The organism is Rossellomorea vietnamensis, assembly GCF_008180615.1.
Taxonomy (GTDB): domain Bacteria; phylum Bacillota; class Bacilli; order Bacillales; family Bacillaceae_B; genus Rossellomorea; species Rossellomorea vietnamensis_D.
This window is the reverse complement of sequence record NZ_VTEH01000028.1, coordinates 1-14,914: the sequence shown is the minus strand read 5'-3', so window position 1 is coordinate 14,914 and position 14,914 is coordinate 1. Positions and strand designations below refer to the sequence as shown.

The following is a 14,914-nucleotide window of genomic DNA, read 5'->3' as shown; positions in this document are numbered from 1 at the left end:
CCATTTGCTAAATAGCAATACCCTTTAACAAATTAGATGCAAACAAAAGGAGAAAAAAAAGATGAATTCAAAATATGAAGCTGCTTTCAAACCATTTACCTTCCGATCTGGAGTGGAAATAAAGAACCGTATTACAATGGCACCCATGACCAATACGGCGGCACATGAAAATGGTGAAGTATCAGACGAAGAAGTTGCGTATTATCAAGAACGTGCCGGTGGTGTGGGAGCAGTAATCACCGCATGCACATACGTCACCAGGAATGGAAAAGGATTCCCGGGTGAATTTGGTGCAGATTCCGATTCCCTAATCCCTAGTTTAGGACGTGTGGCGACAGCTATACAGGAAAGAGGATCGAAGGCGATTTTACAAATTTTTCATGGTGGCAGAATGTGCCCGCCAGAAGAATTGCTCGATCGTCAACCAATTGCTCCGAGTGCAATAGCAGCGGAACGGGAAGATGCCGTGATACCTCGGGAAATGACAGCTGACGAAATCGATGAAATCATTAAAGCATTTGGTGAAGCAACTAGAAGAGCAATCGAAGCTGGGTATGATGGAGTTGAAATCCATGGTGCCAATACGTATTTGATTCAGCAATTCTTTTCTCCACACTCAAATCGCAGAACGGACAAGTGGGGTGGAACTCTGGAAAAACGTATGTCCTTCCCGCTTGCTGTAGTTGACGTTGTTAAAAAAGCAGTTTCAGACCATGCAACAAAACCTTTTATCATCGGCTATCGCTTATCGCCTGAAGAAAGAGAGAATCCTGGTATCACCATGGAAGACACGCTGCAATTAGTGGATAAGTTAGCGGACCAGGACCTGGATTATCTCCATATTTCTGTCGGCGGCTATTGGAACGGATCAATCCGTGATGATAACGATCAGTCATCCCGAATTGTTATGATCCACGAACGTGTCGGCGATCGTGTCCCTGTGATGGGTGTCGGGATGCTGCGGACACCCGATGAAGTGATGAAAGCATTTGAAACAGGTGTACCTTTAATCGCTTTAGGAAGGGAATTGATAATGGAACCTCAGTGGGTACAAAAAGTAGAGGCCGGTGAAGAAGACAAAATCCGTACAACATTATCTAAAACAGATCAAAAAGAACTGGCTATTTCTGATAAAATGTGGGAGTACTATACTGGCATCCCTGGCTGGCTTCCTATTGTATAAGGAGTTCCCTTATCTCAGTCCACCTCTGCTTCCTTGAATTGTTCAGAAAAAAATGGGAATCATGTTGATAATTGTCCAGCAAGTATAAGAAAAATGACGGAACTTTTTAAAGGGAAACCATCTTAGTGGTTTCCCTCCTTTATTGAGTATTAGAGCAGAAAATATGAAATCGTTCATTTGTTTATGACTGGAAGTTATTGTTACTATATAACCAACAATAGACACCCATAGAAAGGATTGTATCTAAAGTGAACCTTGGATTAAAAGATAAAACGGCACTCGTGACAGGCGGCAGTAAAGGTATTGGAAAAGCAATTGCCATCGCGTTCGCCAAGGAAGGCACCAATGTTGTAATTTGCGGCCGTGGTGAAGAAGCATTAAAAGAAGCAGCAGCGGAAATTGAAAAGCTGGGAGGCAATGTGCTTGCTGTTCAGGCTGATTTAACAAAACAATCTGATGTGGAATATCTGGTCTCCTCTGCAACGGACCGCTTCAAATCAATCGATATACTAGTAAATAATGCAGGAGTAGCCAGTGGATTTGATGATTTTGAAACATTGGATATAGAGGCATGGCAGCATATATTTGATGTAAATGTATTTGGGACTGTCCGCGTAACCAAAGCAGTTATCCCTTTTATGAAAAAAAACGGATTTGGACGCATCATAAATATTTCATCGGAATCAGGGCTTCAGCCTGATGCGTTTATGCCTCATTATAATGCTTCAAAGGCAGCAATCATCAATTTTTCAAAGAGCTTATCAAAGGCGTATGCCGCACAGGGAATTCTGGTGAATACTGTGTCACCAGCATTTATCATGACACCGATGCTTGAAAATCTATTAAAAGATAATGCTAAGCAGCTGAATATAACCTATGAAGAAGCTACTCAACAATTTTTAAAGGAAAACCGTCCACATGTCGAAGTAAAACGGCCTGGAACAGTTGATGAAACAGCTTCTGCTGTTGTTTATCTTGCTTCTGAGCAGGCTTCCTTTATTAATGGTGTAAACCTTCGGGTAGATGGCGGTTCGGTTGCGAGTTTATAACTAATCTTAAGTAAAACCTAAACAAAAGGCATCTTTGTCGACAAATTGAAAGAATTACCATTCAAGTGAAAATGGTAATTCTTTTTTGTTTTCCTTACCGACAGGAGAGTATTTATATTATGTGCACTTCCATTAAGTAATTTAGGTATATTTTTAGTCAATTAAGAACAATGCACTAAAATAAATATAAATCATATATAGTTGATATCCCGTGCGTGATTTTTGAGGAGGATATCATGAAACCTATGTTACCTATGGAAAAATATTTCGGTAAGTTAGAGCTGGTCCATGAATTTTACGGGGCTATGCCGACAGGCGTCAGTGTATCAGAAACCGGTCGTATTTTCATTTGCTTTCCGAAATGGGGAGACGACGTTAAGTTCACAGTGGCGGAAATTGTTGAGGATACTTTGCAGCCTTATCCTAGTTTAGAAGCCAATGTGAGTAGCCAAGGTAATATCACAATGTCTTTCATCAGTGTCCAAAGTGTAGTTGCGGATGGAAGGGGAACACTTTGGGTGTTAGATACAGCGGCGCCGAATTTTTCCGAACCAATTATAGGAGGGGCAAAGTTAGTCGCTGTGGATTTAAAGACCAATACTATAAGAAGAGTATATACCTTTAGAGAAGATGTCGTCCTGCCAACAACTTATCTGAATGATGTCCGATTTGATTTTCGAGTTGGAAAAGCAGGTTATGCTTATATAACGGATTCATCTTCCAAGGGACCAGGAGCTATTATCGTTGTCGATTTAGAAAGTGGCAATGCGTTCAGACGGTTAAATGGAGCAAATTCAACCTCACCCGACCCTTATTTTTTACCGAAAGTAGAAGGAGAAATTTTGATGAACCGAAACAAAGATGGTTCAACATCTCCATTTAGATTGGCATCTGATGGCATAGCGATTTCTCCCGATGGTAAAGTTTTATTTTATTGTCCACTTTCCAGCCGGCACTTGTTTTCTATCTCAACAGAAGCTCTAAGAGACCGAACCATACCGGACACCTATTTACCTTATCGGGTGGAGTACTGGGGAGAAAAAGGTGCGTCTGATGGAATGATCACTGGTGCAAAGGGTACCATTTATGCCGGAGACTATGAAAACAACAGTATTCGAAAAATATTGCCCAATGGCACAATGGAAACCATCGCTCATGATCCGAGAATTTTATGGCCGGATACCTTTTCAATTGGGCCGGATCAATACTTATATGTCATTGTGAACCAATTACATCGGCAGGCAAGGTTTCATTATGGAAAAGACTTGCGACAGAAACCATATAGTTTACTTCGTATGAAAATTGATGAATCCCCTGCTCCTACCTTTTCGTAGTAATAAACGGGGCCTGACCCCTGATACGTTAATCCGTTCTTTTACCGGGAGTCCGCTCCTTGCTCTTTTACAACTCCCATTCGTACTCCCCTTTCAACAAAAGCATTCAAATAAAACGGCTCTTTTCGTAAACTTTGTTGCTATTTGATACTAATTCCGAAAAAGTAACCATATTAAGAGGGGAAAATCTGGGAACACTGAAAAGAAAAGAGCTACTCTCCCCCGATAAGAGATAAAACGCTTAGTATCCGGGGAAAATCCGGCTCTTGGAATTTTTCCGAAAGCAACAATATATGCGAAAACAGCCAATAAAAAAAGGAAGTGACCTTCTTCACTTTAAAAAGTGAGGGAGGTCACTTGTTTTCGTTAAGATTTATAGTCAACAAGTGTATAAATTTTTATTTATATATTCAGCCGACAACAAATTGTATTTTAATTTTAAATATCTAGTGTACTCCATCAACAAGCTGATTCATTATGGAGTAGTAAAGGACAACCACTGGGAACCAGCCCGATTTCACTTCAAACAGCCAATAGTTTCACTTTTATGACAAGCTAGTTTTGTGTAATGCAGATTAACTAAAACCAAGGAACAGTTGATGGTCTATCAAATCTGCTCCTTGGTTTTTTATAATGTGGGCAGTTTTAATGCAGTGTCGATATTCTGCAGGTTGAGATCAAGCTGTTCGTTCGTATCATAGGCATGATACCAGCCCCGTTCCACCATATAACTCGAGATTTTCTCGTGCAGGTCAAGGGCTTCTTCCAAATGCTTTGTCATTACTTCTTTTATTTCAGGTGAACCCGTTTCCGTGATGGCCATCGCATAATTTCGGACGCCGCTTTTGGCTGCAATCAAAAGGTCTGTTGCAACTACCTGGTCTGTCAGTGCCTTCATGCCTGTTAAATTTTCAGCTATAAAGTTCATTTTTATTCAACTCCTCATGATTGTTTTGCTTTGGAAAGAATAGCGGAGAATTCCTCCAGCTGCCGGGTAGATGTTTGCACATCCTGCTCCATGATTCTCTTGAGTTTCTCATCGGCAACAAGGGCTCTCATGGTTTTGGACTTGGTCAAACAATTTGTCTTAAAAGCAGCCATTTCCTGGACTTCCAGGACTTCATGCAATACATAATCCATTTCATCAACCTCCTTTGATTTTGCGGAAGTTCAGTCTAAACTCCCGCAGACAGCTTTTTTTATGGCTTCAGTATGACTTTAATGCAATTATCTGTCTTCGTATCAAAAATTTCATATCCGCGCTTGGCTTCGCTCAGTGGCAGTACGTGGGTCACTACATCACCAAGGTCAATTTTGCCGGATGTAACCAAATCATACATATGAGGCATAAGGTGAATCATCGGTGCTTGTCCTGAGCGGATATTGACATTTCGCTGCATGATGTCCCCAAGCGGGAAACCGTTATATCGTCCGCCGTATACACCTGTGATTTGGATGGTTCCTGCCTTCCGTACAGCCTGAGATGCGATGACGAGAGCACTCATGGTACCGCCTTGAAGCTTTAATCCACTTGCAAGGAACTCCATATCGTTCATCTTTCCGTCCATTCCGACCGCATCAATAACAACATCAGCGCCGCCTTTTGTGATTTCCTTAAGATAGCTGCCAACATTTTCGTGGTCTTCAAAATTGACGATTTCTACTTTGTTTGTGCGCTTGGCATGATCCAAACGGTATTTGACATAATCTACAGCTATTACCCGTTTTGCGCCCTTCATCCAGGCAAATTTCTGAGCAAATAATCCAACCGGGCCGCAGCCAAGAATAATAACCGTATCTCCGTTTTTAACACCCGCATTGTCAACACTCCAAAATCCTGTGGACATTGCATCTGCAATACAGCTTAATTTTTCATCCGGTTCCTCGCAGGATTCAGGAATTTTAAAGTGGGTGAAATTAGCAAAAGGGACTCTAAGATACTCAGCCTGCCCGCCAGCAAAACCGCCGGTAGTACCTGAATAGCCGAAATAGGCTCCCATATCGCCATTGTCATTGGAATTATCGCATTGGCTTTCCAGTTGATTCTTACAATAAATACATTCCCCGCAGGCAATATTGAATGGTATGATGACTCGGTCGCCTTTTTTCAAATTCTTTACATCTGGACCAACTTCTTCGACAATTCCCATAGGTTCATGTCCGATGATATAGTCTTCCTGCATGTTTGGGATCATTCCATGGATCAAGTGGAGGTCCGAGCCGCAAATGGCAGTACTTGTGATTTTGACTATCATGTCATCCGGCTTTTCAATCTTTGGATCTGGAACTTCTTTCACTTCGACATTCTTGATGCCTTGATAGGTTACTGCTTTCATGCTGATTTACCTCCAGTGTTATTGTTCATCGGGTGTCCGGTCAAACATTCCTTTTCTGTTAGAGTCAACAGGGAACAGGTTCATATTTGCAATCATGTTTGTATTCTTGGCAGAGAGCTGATCCAATTGATACTGTTCACTCAGGTCATGAGGATGGAACCATTTTTTCTGGACCATCAGCTCTGTGATTTCCTGGTGCATGGCGATGCCTTGAAAAAGCTGTTTCCGAAGAGCTGCTCGCAATTCAGGTGTGGTGGTTTCCGTTAAAGCAACAGCCGTATTTCTAACACCCTCTTTTGCACGAATGAGAAAATCCATTGCAAATGTCATGTCAGCGAGTTCCGGCATATTCAGTGCATTAATGGGATCTAAATTATCTTGGTTCAATGTACGTTACCCTCCTTATCATCAATGATTGGTGTCGGGCGGCTCTGGGGAACCGGGGCTTCGAATGGTGCGTGTTTATAGATTTGCTGTAATTCAGCAAGATCCAGCATGGATTGCTGCACATCTTTTTCCATCAAATCTCTCAGGTCCTGATCAAAAACAAGACCCTGCATCAATTTTGACTTTGCAACACATAAAGTTTTAAGATTAATCGCTTCATGCAGGTCCAATGATTCGTGTGGTGCCAACTGATACTTATCCAATGAAAATGACCTCCTTTTTATTAGTTTTTTGAGTGTTTGCTTAGGGATCTATCGGATACATGGTCTTCGGACGGCATCTTTTAAGAATATGTCTCCTTCAGAGGCTGTACTTGTTTAAGTTACCTGAAGATACCCCTTTAATATTCTCCTTAAGAAGGATAGTATACGTTTTGTATAAATAAGGAAATGTATTGATAGCTGGAGGGGCAGATCGGTTGCCCCTCTAGCACATTAAAAGGGGACGGAATCCCGTCCCTGCGTACAGTTATTTGATAGGGGGGCCTGACCCCCTGTACGTTAATACGTTAGTGTATCGGGTCAGGCCATGATTGCTGCAAGAAATCTGCTGTTTTTTTGCCGTTTCCCATTCTTATATCCGGATAAACAACTGTCCCATCTTCTTCAATGATCGGTATGGCTCCCCATTTCCCAATTCATGAGTGATAACCTCGGGATCCCCCTTGGAGTCTGGAATGAGATGGTTCACATCCCACCCATTTGTTTGCAGCCAGTTGCTGATGAGAATTCGGTGGCATCTGGCCGGGTGATGTTCTGAGCACAAATAGACGAGCATTGTGGCGATGGCTTGTTCCCTGAGTTCTTCCAAAGCATACTGAAAATCATCCGTCAGTGTGGAATTTGCATAGTTGTGAAATGAGTGGTTATTCCATATTCCTTCAACTGCTCTCCTACCTGTCCCGACATGTTCCTTCTTCCGCCGGTGCACACAGGGGCCTGACCCCCGGCACGTTAATGCGTTAGTGTATTGGGGGTCAGACCCTGATTTTGTACCTGCCCCTCTGTCTCCTTTATTAAACAAACGTTTGATTAATAACGTTCTCTTGCTTATATCGTTTAAAAAAAGACCTGATCCACCAATACATTCATGTATCGGGGAACCAGGCCCTATCTTCCTTTTATAAAAGTTTCCACTTACATTAACTCAGTTAGTTTTTTCATTAAAACTAACCGCAATCTCCGCTCCTACTTTCGCATTGTGCTTGACCAATTCGATGTTGGCAACAAGGCTTTTGCCTTCTGTTAGCTCTTTGATTTTTCCTAACAGGAATGGTGTGCTGTCTTTTCCGATGATGTTATTTTCTTCTGATTCTTTGATTGCCTGGGCGATGATCCCGTTGATGTAGTCTTCGTCCATGGCGTGTTCTTCAGGGATTGGGTTGGCGATGACTGCTCCGCCTTGAAGGTTCAGGTCCCATTTTGTTTTTAGCGTTTCGGCAATGACGTCGATGGAATCGGTAGAGAAGTTTAATTTATGCTCGCTTTTTCTGGTATAGAATGCTGGCAGGAAGTCTGTTGTATAGCCGATGACAGGGACTCCTTTTGTTTCAAGGTATTCGAGTGTGAGTGCAAGATCCAGGATGGATTTGGCGCCGGCACAGATGACGGCTACGTCTGTTTTTGCTAATTCATCCAGGTCCGCTGAGATATCCATCGTCGTTTCTGCCCCTTTATGGACACCGCCAATGCCGCCTGTGACAAAGATTTTGATGTCGGCTAAATCAGCGCAGATCATGGTGGTGGCAACCGTGGTGGCCCCTAATTTCTTTGTGGCGATAATTTGCGCCAGGTCACGTCTGGATACTTTCGCTACGTCTGAGCTTTTACCGAACAGTTCCAATTCATCGGCTGTTAACCCGATTTTGATCTTGCCTTCAATGATGGCGATGGTCGCCGGGACAGCACCGTTATCACGGACGATCTGCTCCACTTCGCGAGCTGTTTGTACGTTTTGCGGATAAGGCATACCGTGAGAGATAATAGTCGATTCCAGTGCAACGATTGCTTTGCCTTCCTCTTTGGCTTGTTGTACTTCTTGGGATAATTCAATGTATTGTTCCATTTTAAAACTCCTCCATATCCAGCATAAATTGTTTTTGAGTTAACTCTTGTCTGACTGTATATTTTGACAGGATGGTTTTGTGAGAGTTGACCATACCTGACTTTATTGTGTAATCGAGTGCTTTGTTTTGCAGCCAGGAATAGATCACTCCTGAGCAGAATGAATCTCCCGCACCGGTCACATCGACTACTGATGTTGTTTCGATCGCTGGGAAATGATGAATCTCTCCATCTTCTCCTCCAGCCATTACACCCTTTGAACCGTTCGTGACAATCACATTTTTCACACCTAATTCTAACCACTTTTTAACCGACTCTTCCCAATCCCGATCATCATTGATTTTCATTTTCATAAAGCTTTCTGTTTCATCTTTATTGACGATGAGCCAGTTCACTGCACTCAAATCTTTTGGAAGTCTATTCATTTTTGGCGATGAAACCGGGATAACGACTAATGGAATAGTGTGTTCAGCTGTAAATGAACAGAGAAAATCAATTGTTTCACTTGGACAATTCAAATCTACTACAATACATTTCGCTCTTTTGAGGATGTGACTGCTTCCTATCATCAACTCAGGAGTGATATTTTCATAAACATCCATATCTGCCAATGCGACGGATAAGTCACCTTCTTCATCCAAAACGGCCGTATAGGAACCTGTTGATGAATGTTCAAATGGAGAGACATGTTCTAAATTCATAAAGGGTGCAGATAAATCATAAATCTCTGTCCACTCCGAATCATTCCCTCTTGCAGACAGTAAGACGACTTCCTCTCCTAATCTCCCAAGGTTTTCGGCAATATTTCTGGCAACCCCTCCTACAGATGTAGAAGACGTGACGGGATTCGATGTCGCCTGAATCAGTTTCTGTTTGGCATAAAATTTCCGATCAACGTTCGCTCCGCCAATACAGACAATCGGCGCTGCTTCATTCAACACATAAGCCTGTCCTGATACAAGTTCTTTCTTAACCAAGGCAGAAAGGTGATCCGCCATGGTGGACGGGGACATTCCTGCTAATTCTGCTAACTCCTGCTGAGAAACAAATGGATTTTTCCGAATCATATCGACTAGTAATCTTTCATTTTCGTTTCTATCATCCGCCATTTTACATCTCCTCTCATTACAAAAGTTTAAATAGTAAACATAAGTTTAGTATACGCTTTCGTTTTTTCTTGTCAACAGGTTTTTTGGGACGGAGGAGGCTCGTCCCGCCAAAAACGTATCTCTCTGTTAAACGACAAGAATCAACTTTTAGGAGCTGCCTTCTTGTAGGCTCAATATGAAAAATGAGACAGTTCATCTGTCCCTCTGCCTCCATTTACAATTTCATTTGTATGCCACATGCCTATTACGTATAATTTGTTTATCGGGAGAATGAAGTTTTATAACGATTGGTTAAAACGATCGTTCTAAGAAGAAATGAGGATTTATCATGGATAAAGAAAAACAAATTTTACATCATATAAAAATGAATCCCTTTATATCACAGCAGGATTTGGCAGCTAAAGTTGGATTATCACGTCCTGCTGTCGCAAATTATATTGCCAGCTTGACGAGACGCGGTGAAATCAAAGGGCGCGGCTATATTATACGGGAAGAATCATCGATTGTTTGCATTGGCGGGGCGAACACCGACCGCAAAGCCCGTACAGATCAGAAGGTTAAACTATATTCATCCAACCCGGTCGAGATCACGGAGGCTTGCGGCGGGGTGGCACGCAACTTTGCCGAAAATTTAATCCGGCTTGGTGTCAGCACTTCCCTCATGACGTGCGTGGGAGACGACAAAGAAGGTAACTGGATACTGAAAGAAACGAAAGGCCAGGGAGTGGATGTCAGCCAGGTATGGGTATTGCCAACCGAACGGACAGGCACTTTCACCACTTTGTTAGATATTGATGGCGAAAGTATTGTCTCTATGGCTGATATGAATATTTATGAGAAATTAACAACTTCGATGTTCGAGGAAAAATGGTCCCACATTGCTGCCTCACAAGCTGTGTATCTGGATACGAACATTCCCAAGGACTGTATAACCTATTTGATTCAACGCTGTAAAGAGGAAAGCATTCCTTTGTATATCGACCCTGTATCCCCCGCCAAGGCACGAAAACTTCCCTTCCGTCTTGACGGAGTGGAGCTGTTACTCGCAAACCGGGAAGAAGCGGAACTGCTTGCCGAAATAAAAATTGACTCGCTTGACGATTGCCAGACAGCCTCTGAAAAACTCAGACAGCGCGGCGTTCAAAAAGTGATCATTACACTCGGTGATCAAGGGGTGTATTACGCTTCTCCTGAGGAATCCGGCCATTTGCCAGCTTTTCAAACAGATGTAGTCGATGTTACAGGAGCGGGAGAAGCTTTTTCCTCCTGTGCGGTTTACGGAATCATGAATGAGGAATCGTTAGTTCAGGCCTGCCAATTAGGTCTGGCAGGCGCTGCCCTTACACTTCAGACGGAAAAATCGATATCCTCGCTTTTAAATTCTGACAAAATCCATGAACTTGTTGATTTAATGTCACAGTGACGACCCGGCAAATAAAAAAATGCTGAACTCTCAGTCTGAGTCTCAGCATTTTGGGAAAGACAAAGGCCTGATTCCGGCACTTATGTTACTCGGAGATCAGGCCCTGATTTCTTCTATTGCAACTAAATTTGTCATTTGGTTTTTTAATCATATTTTAGTCAATAGCTTGTGGATCAGCAGTAAAATCTTTGACTTCACCATTAGTAATATCTACTGCATATCGCCCATTTGTAGAGGTATGGCCAGAAAGTAACGTAGCATATCTCACAATGACCTTAGCGTTTATCTCTCCATCGTATGCCAGGAAGTGATCTTCATCTTCTACAAAATCATCATAGGTATTACGCAAATAGTCTCTGGCTAAGGAAATGGCTTTTTTCTGGTCTTTTTCAGGGGTATCTGTTTTAATGTCACTATCCTCATTACCACTTTGAGTATTCGAGTGAGCTTTATTCTTTTGCTTAATCTTTTCAATTAACGTGCTGATTTCTTCATCGCTGCGTGGTTCTATGTAAACCTGCTTTGTATTAGTGATAATATCTTTTGTATACTCTTCCATGGACGTATCTATCTGTTTATTGCTGGGCCAATGTGAAGGAAGGTTATATACATTAATCGTACCGTCCCCATTACCGCTATAGGTTACTGTTCCATCTGCCACTACCTTTCCGCCCAATGAAATGACATCTTCCGGATAGTTGACGCTGTCATCATCATAAGGATTGACTTGATCTCCTGCCGAAATATGGACAACATTTAATACCTCTATATCTGGATTTCCGACAATCTGCAGCCAGACGCGGGCATATTCAATTTCTTCAGCAGAGTACCCGGACAAGGCTTCACTTTCCGTAGAATCTGCGCTCGTGTTTTCATTTGATCCTGTATCATCATTATTGGTAGTACTTACTTCATCAGCATCATTATTTGACTCATTCCCATAGGCATTCTCTTCTTCGGCAGCATTCTCTTGATTGCTGCTATTGGCATCATTTTGAGCAGACGAACTCCCGCAGGCGGATAAAAATAGAGTAACCAGAAAAACTGTTAGTAGAATGATCACGTTCTTGTTATTCATTTAGTATTCTCCCTTACCACTTATTGGTCATGATTTTAATGTCACAGTGACATCCCGACATTTGTCGAATGATATTGGATTTTTGTTATTATACCTTTTGAATTTTAAGACACCGAAGGGGATTGGCCAACAAGCTTCTTCTAAAAGTGGGATGGTGGACAGGTTCCACGTCCAGCGTAAGACGCATCTCTCCTCAAAAATACAGAGAATCAACTTTTGGAGATTACTTTCTTGAAGGTCATCAACTAATTTTATATATATATTCGGCAGGCGCATAGGAGTTATTACTATATTGATATAATCAAATATAGGGCAGTTCCTTCTGTCCTATTCAGTGGTCTAAACCTGTCTCACTGTCCTGCAAAAAAAGACATGTTGCGGACATGTCTTTTTTTGTATGAAGAACAGTTGCAAGGACTTGGTGCTATTCTCTATCTATACACCATTTCTGCCACTCTTATCAGGCTAGCGTCATTATGAGAACCAAGTGTTTTCGAGAAACCGGTAACATAAAGGTTAACATTCCTTATTTCTCCATTTTCCACACGGAAGTTCAAGTGACCTTCTTGATTTCCGAAAACAACTTTGTATACAAAGAAATCACTTTCACTTTTTGTTAGGTCAATCTCATGTCGGAACAGTCTCCAATTGTCCATAATTTTATTACCAGTTCCAACTGTGTCAGATAAGCGCTTCATAATATTAATTCTCCCTTTAACCTAAATATTTCAGGATACGTTTTCTTGCAAATTACAATAAATTATTCATATTCATTTTCTTTGCTATCTAAACTCCTGGATAATTTATATATCATATACTGATTTAATGAAACTCCTTCTAGAGCAGCTTCCCCAGCAAGCCGCCAGTGCAAAGTTTTCGGCATTCTTAATACAATTTTTCCACTTGGCATTTCATTAGGTTCAGGTATTTTATCATTATGCTCTAATTTAATCTTTAAATATTCTTCCTTAACTTCCTCTAGATCTTCCATTAATTCATCTACAGTGTCTGCATCGGTATGACAACCTTCAAGCTCGGCAATTTTCCCAAAATAATATTCATGATCGTCCTCTTTAACCTTATTGATAACAATGGAGTAATCCAAGGAAAGGTAATAATTTAAATCTTTTGCGGTCACATTGCTCATTAATATACTCTCCTTTATAGTAAGGATTTGTTTTCTATATATAGTTATTTATATTAAATGGCAGGAGAGGGGGTTACTCCCCTACCCTATCCAGAATTTCATTTACATAGGTAATCACCATTATTAAGTCGCCAGCATCATTGCGAAAGTAAAGATGAGAACCTCTACTTCGTACAAGAGTATAACCATAATAGATAATAAGGACTCTCTCAGCTTCCTTAAAGGTTATACCCCTTGGCTGCCGCTTCATTTTAGCAAGTATTTTGTCAATGCTGGTCAAATTTATGTACCTCCCCTCCAAGTAAATAGTACCATATACAGTATCAATATACAAAAATGGTTCAAGATTTAATGTCACAGTGACGTCCCTACATTTGTCGATAAATATAGCCGATGCGTTAATATACTAGAAGCACAGACTCTTAGATATTTCTGGAAACCTGCTAAAATAGAATCACATCACTAAACAGAAACGAGGGATACAAAATGACTTCACTCGCCTTTGACCACCTTGTCCACTTTTCATCTAACCCTGAATCCGCGAAAAATACGATGCTGCAGCACGGCATCCAGGTTATTGAGGGTGGTAAGCATGAAAACTGGGGGACTTATAACACGCTTGCTTATTTCGGTTTGAGTTATATCGAGTGGCTCGGGATTCAAGATCGATCTGTTTCGATACAGGTTGATGATAACCCGCTGATTCAACAGCTTGTGGCTGAGCTGCCTTTGGGTGACCACCCGGGGAGGATCGCACTCAGGACGAATAATATGGATCAACTTGCTGCCGACCTTAAAGAAAAAGGTCTTAAACTCCATGGCCCTGTTAAAGGTTCGCGGTTAACGGACAGTGGAGAACTTCTGCAATGGTCCATGCTCTTTATCGCGGAGGAGCATTCAACACTTCCCCTTCCCTTCTTCATCCAATGGGGAGAAGATGATGCGGGTAGAAGAGAGAAACTGAAGGTACCCTCCAGCCATCCAGCCGGCTCTCTTGAGATTAAGGATGTGTTGTTCGCCGTTGAAGATTTGGATAATACAATATCCAGCTGGTCTTATCTTTTCGATCTGCAAATCGGAGAGGCGTATATCAATGAGGAATGGGGTGCAAAATGCCAGCGCCTTTACTTGCCGCACGGAAACCTGTTGTTTTGTACTCCTGTCGGGGATGACTTTATTAAAGATTTCCTAGATGACTTTGGCGAGAGACCCTTTGGCCTTCAGCTTGAAAATGGCCAACAGAACCGATCCATTCTTTTACAGGGGGGAATGTATGAGATTACTAAAGAATGATTAGAGGGGGTCAAGAAGTCTGATTTCCTCAAAAATCCTTCAGGCTATTTCTGTATCTTCTAAAAACTGAGGTGCTTACCAACGTTATGACTGACTATATTGTTTTGGAAAAAGAAGAGATTATCTACTATGTCTACAATCTGAACTGGTTACTTCCTGAGGAACAGCAGGAAGTAGCAAAGAAGGTTCTTTTTCAATTGCCTCCTGATCAGGTGGATTTGCTGATTCCCACGTACGGAAAAGAATGCTGGGAAAATGGTGTGTCCCTATTAAGAACTATGGGCTACCCGCGAAACAAACAGGCATTACCCAAATTAGTCCGCTTATTACAGGACCGGAACTGGCCAGGTGCCATGGAAGCAATAGCAACTTTCAGGGATGTAGGTAAGGATATCAGCACTCCCTATATTGAGAAAGAATGCGAAGAAGCTGTCAACTGTGGAGATGATGAC

The 14,914-nt window shown here is 41.8% G+C and carries 17 protein-coding genes; 6 read left to right on the top strand and 11 right to left on the bottom strand.

The window, feature by feature from the left end; all coding sequences use genetic code 11:
- Nucleotides 1-61: 61 nt before the first annotated feature.
- The 3 genes from FZC79_RS22000 to FZC79_RS21990 all read left to right on the top strand — a co-directional run bounded on the left by FZC79_RS22000 (nucleotide 62) and on the right by FZC79_RS21990 (nucleotide 3,566).
- Nucleotides 62-1,183, top strand: a complete 1,122-nt coding sequence (locus tag FZC79_RS22000; protein WP_148948775.1) for an NADH-dependent flavin oxidoreductase — start codon at nucleotides 62-64, stop codon at nucleotides 1,181-1,183.
- 248 nt (nucleotides 1,184-1,431) lie between these two features.
- Nucleotides 1,432-2,232 (top strand): SDR family NAD(P)-dependent oxidoreductase, encoded by an 801-nt coding sequence (locus FZC79_RS21995; protein WP_187442925.1) that lies wholly within the window; start codon nucleotides 1,432-1,434, stop codon nucleotides 2,230-2,232.
- A 236-nt stretch (nucleotides 2,233-2,468) separates the two neighbouring features.
- The gene (locus FZC79_RS21990; RefSeq protein WP_148948773.1) at nucleotides 2,469-3,566 is read left to right on the top strand and encodes an L-dopachrome tautomerase-related protein; all 1,098 of its coding nucleotides are present in this window, start codon (nucleotides 2,469-2,471) and stop codon (nucleotides 3,564-3,566) included.
- Nucleotides 3,567-4,194: 628 nt separating this feature from the next.
- Here FZC79_RS21990 and FZC79_RS21985 read toward each other — a convergent pair.
- From FZC79_RS21985 to FZC79_RS21950, 8 genes are all read right to left on the bottom strand, one after another.
- Nucleotides 4,195-4,494, bottom strand: coding sequence for a spore coat protein (locus FZC79_RS21985; protein WP_148948772.1), 300 nt, complete (start codon nucleotides 4,492-4,494; stop codon nucleotides 4,195-4,197).
- Between the two features lie 14 nt (nucleotides 4,495-4,508).
- Nucleotides 4,509-4,706: a hypothetical protein gene (locus FZC79_RS21980; protein WP_148948771.1), complete on the bottom strand. Its 198-nt coding sequence runs from the start codon at nucleotides 4,704-4,706 to the stop codon at nucleotides 4,509-4,511.
- 59 nt (nucleotides 4,707-4,765) lie between these two features.
- Complete coding sequence (locus FZC79_RS21975; RefSeq protein ID WP_148948770.1) at nucleotides 4,766-5,902, bottom strand: zinc-dependent alcohol dehydrogenase; 1,137 nt, start codon at nucleotides 5,900-5,902, stop codon at nucleotides 4,766-4,768.
- Between the two features lie 18 nt (nucleotides 5,903-5,920).
- Nucleotides 5,921-6,289, bottom strand: a complete 369-nt coding sequence (locus tag FZC79_RS21970) for a spore coat protein (RefSeq protein WP_148948769.1) — start codon at nucleotides 6,287-6,289, stop codon at nucleotides 5,921-5,923.
- Nucleotides 6,286-6,552 carry a spore gernimation protein GerQ gene (locus FZC79_RS21965; RefSeq protein ID WP_148948768.1) on the bottom strand — a complete coding sequence of 89 codons (267 nt, stop codon included), beginning with the start codon at nucleotides 6,550-6,552 and terminating at the stop codon, nucleotides 6,286-6,288. Before FZC79_RS21965 ends, FZC79_RS21970 begins: the two co-directional genes overlap by 4 nt.
- 370 nt (nucleotides 6,553-6,922) lie before the next feature.
- A complete protein-coding gene (locus FZC79_RS21960; protein ID WP_187442924.1) occupies nucleotides 6,923-7,279 on the bottom strand; it encodes a DUF488 domain-containing protein in 357 nt (118 codons plus the stop codon).
- 216 nt (nucleotides 7,280-7,495) lie between these two features.
- The gene (locus FZC79_RS21955) at nucleotides 7,496-8,413 is read right to left on the bottom strand and encodes a pseudouridine-5'-phosphate glycosidase (protein WP_113928773.1); all 918 of its coding nucleotides are present in this window, start codon (nucleotides 8,411-8,413) and stop codon (nucleotides 7,496-7,498) included.
- A gap of 1 nt (nucleotide 8,414) precedes the next feature.
- Nucleotides 8,415-9,521, bottom strand: coding sequence for a carbohydrate kinase (locus tag FZC79_RS21950; RefSeq protein WP_148948766.1), 1,107 nt, complete (start codon nucleotides 9,519-9,521; stop codon nucleotides 8,415-8,417).
- Between the two features lie 328 nt (nucleotides 9,522-9,849).
- Between FZC79_RS21950 and FZC79_RS21945 the strand changes: the two genes are divergently transcribed.
- The gene (locus FZC79_RS21945) at nucleotides 9,850-10,944 is read left to right on the top strand and encodes a carbohydrate kinase (RefSeq protein ID WP_148948765.1); all 1,095 of its coding nucleotides are present in this window, start codon (nucleotides 9,850-9,852) and stop codon (nucleotides 10,942-10,944) included.
- Nucleotides 10,945-11,098: 154 nt separating this feature from the next.
- Here FZC79_RS21945 and FZC79_RS21940 read toward each other — a convergent pair whose 3' ends face one another.
- From FZC79_RS21940 to FZC79_RS21930, 3 genes are all read right to left on the bottom strand, one after another.
- Nucleotides 11,099-12,022, bottom strand: coding sequence for a hypothetical protein (locus FZC79_RS21940; RefSeq protein WP_148948764.1), 924 nt, complete (start codon nucleotides 12,020-12,022; stop codon nucleotides 11,099-11,101).
- Between the two features lie 431 nt (nucleotides 12,023-12,453).
- Nucleotides 12,454-12,720 carry a hypothetical protein gene (locus tag FZC79_RS21935; protein WP_148948763.1) on the bottom strand — a complete coding sequence of 89 codons (267 nt, stop codon included), beginning with the start codon at nucleotides 12,718-12,720 and terminating at the stop codon, nucleotides 12,454-12,456.
- 62 nt (nucleotides 12,721-12,782) lie between these two features.
- Complete coding sequence (locus FZC79_RS21930) at nucleotides 12,783-13,169, bottom strand: type II toxin-antitoxin system HicB family antitoxin (protein ID WP_148948762.1); 387 nt, start codon at nucleotides 13,167-13,169, stop codon at nucleotides 12,783-12,785.
- Nucleotides 13,170-13,655: 486 nt separating this feature from the next.
- On the opposite strand from FZC79_RS21930, the gene FZC79_RS21920 reads away from it, so the two are divergent.
- A complete protein-coding gene (locus tag FZC79_RS21920; protein ID WP_148948760.1) occupies nucleotides 13,656-14,462 on the top strand; it encodes a VOC family protein in 807 nt (268 codons plus the stop codon).
- A gap of 86 nt (nucleotides 14,463-14,548) precedes the next feature.
- On the top strand, nucleotides 14,549-14,914 hold a 366-nt coding region (locus tag FZC79_RS21915; protein ID WP_148948759.1), incomplete at its 3' end, for a hypothetical protein.

Excerpts from the sequence above, each read along its gene's own strand:
- FZC79_RS22000 (WP_148948775.1), top strand. The coding sequence starts at position 62 with ATGAATTCAAAATATGAAGCTGCTTTCAAACCATTTACCTTCCGATCT.
- FZC79_RS21990 (WP_148948773.1), top strand. The coding sequence starts at position 2,469 with ATGAAACCTATGTTACCTATGGAAAAATATTTCGGTAAGTTAGAGCTG.
- FZC79_RS21985 (WP_148948772.1), bottom strand. The coding sequence starts at position 4,494 with ATGAACTTTATAGCTGAAAATTTAACAGGCATGAAGGCACTGACAGAC.
- FZC79_RS21980 (WP_148948771.1), bottom strand. The coding sequence starts at position 4,706 with ATGGATTATGTATTGCATGAAGTCCTGGAAGTCCAGGAAATGGCTGCT.
- FZC79_RS21975 (WP_148948770.1), bottom strand. The coding sequence starts at position 5,902 with ATGAAAGCAGTAACCTATCAAGGCATCAAGAATGTCGAAGTGAAAGAA.
- FZC79_RS21955 (WP_113928773.1), bottom strand. The coding sequence starts at position 8,413 with ATGGAACAATACATTGAATTATCCCAAGAAGTACAACAAGCCAAAGAG.
- FZC79_RS21950 (WP_148948766.1), bottom strand. The coding sequence starts at position 9,521 with ATGGCGGATGATAGAAACGAAAATGAAAGATTACTAGTCGATATGATT.
- FZC79_RS21945 (WP_148948765.1), top strand. The coding sequence starts at position 9,850 with ATGGATAAAGAAAAACAAATTTTACATCATATAAAAATGAATCCCTTT.
- FZC79_RS21940 (WP_148948764.1), bottom strand. The coding sequence starts at position 12,022 with ATGAATAACAAGAACGTGATCATTCTACTAACAGTTTTTCTGGTTACT.
- FZC79_RS21935 (WP_148948763.1), bottom strand. The coding sequence starts at position 12,720 with ATGAAGCGCTTATCTGACACAGTTGGAACTGGTAATAAAATTATGGAC.
- FZC79_RS21930 (WP_148948762.1), bottom strand. The coding sequence starts at position 13,169 with ATGAGCAATGTGACCGCAAAAGATTTAAATTATTACCTTTCCTTGGAT.
- FZC79_RS21920 (WP_148948760.1), top strand. The coding sequence starts at position 13,656 with ATGACTTCACTCGCCTTTGACCACCTTGTCCACTTTTCATCTAACCCT.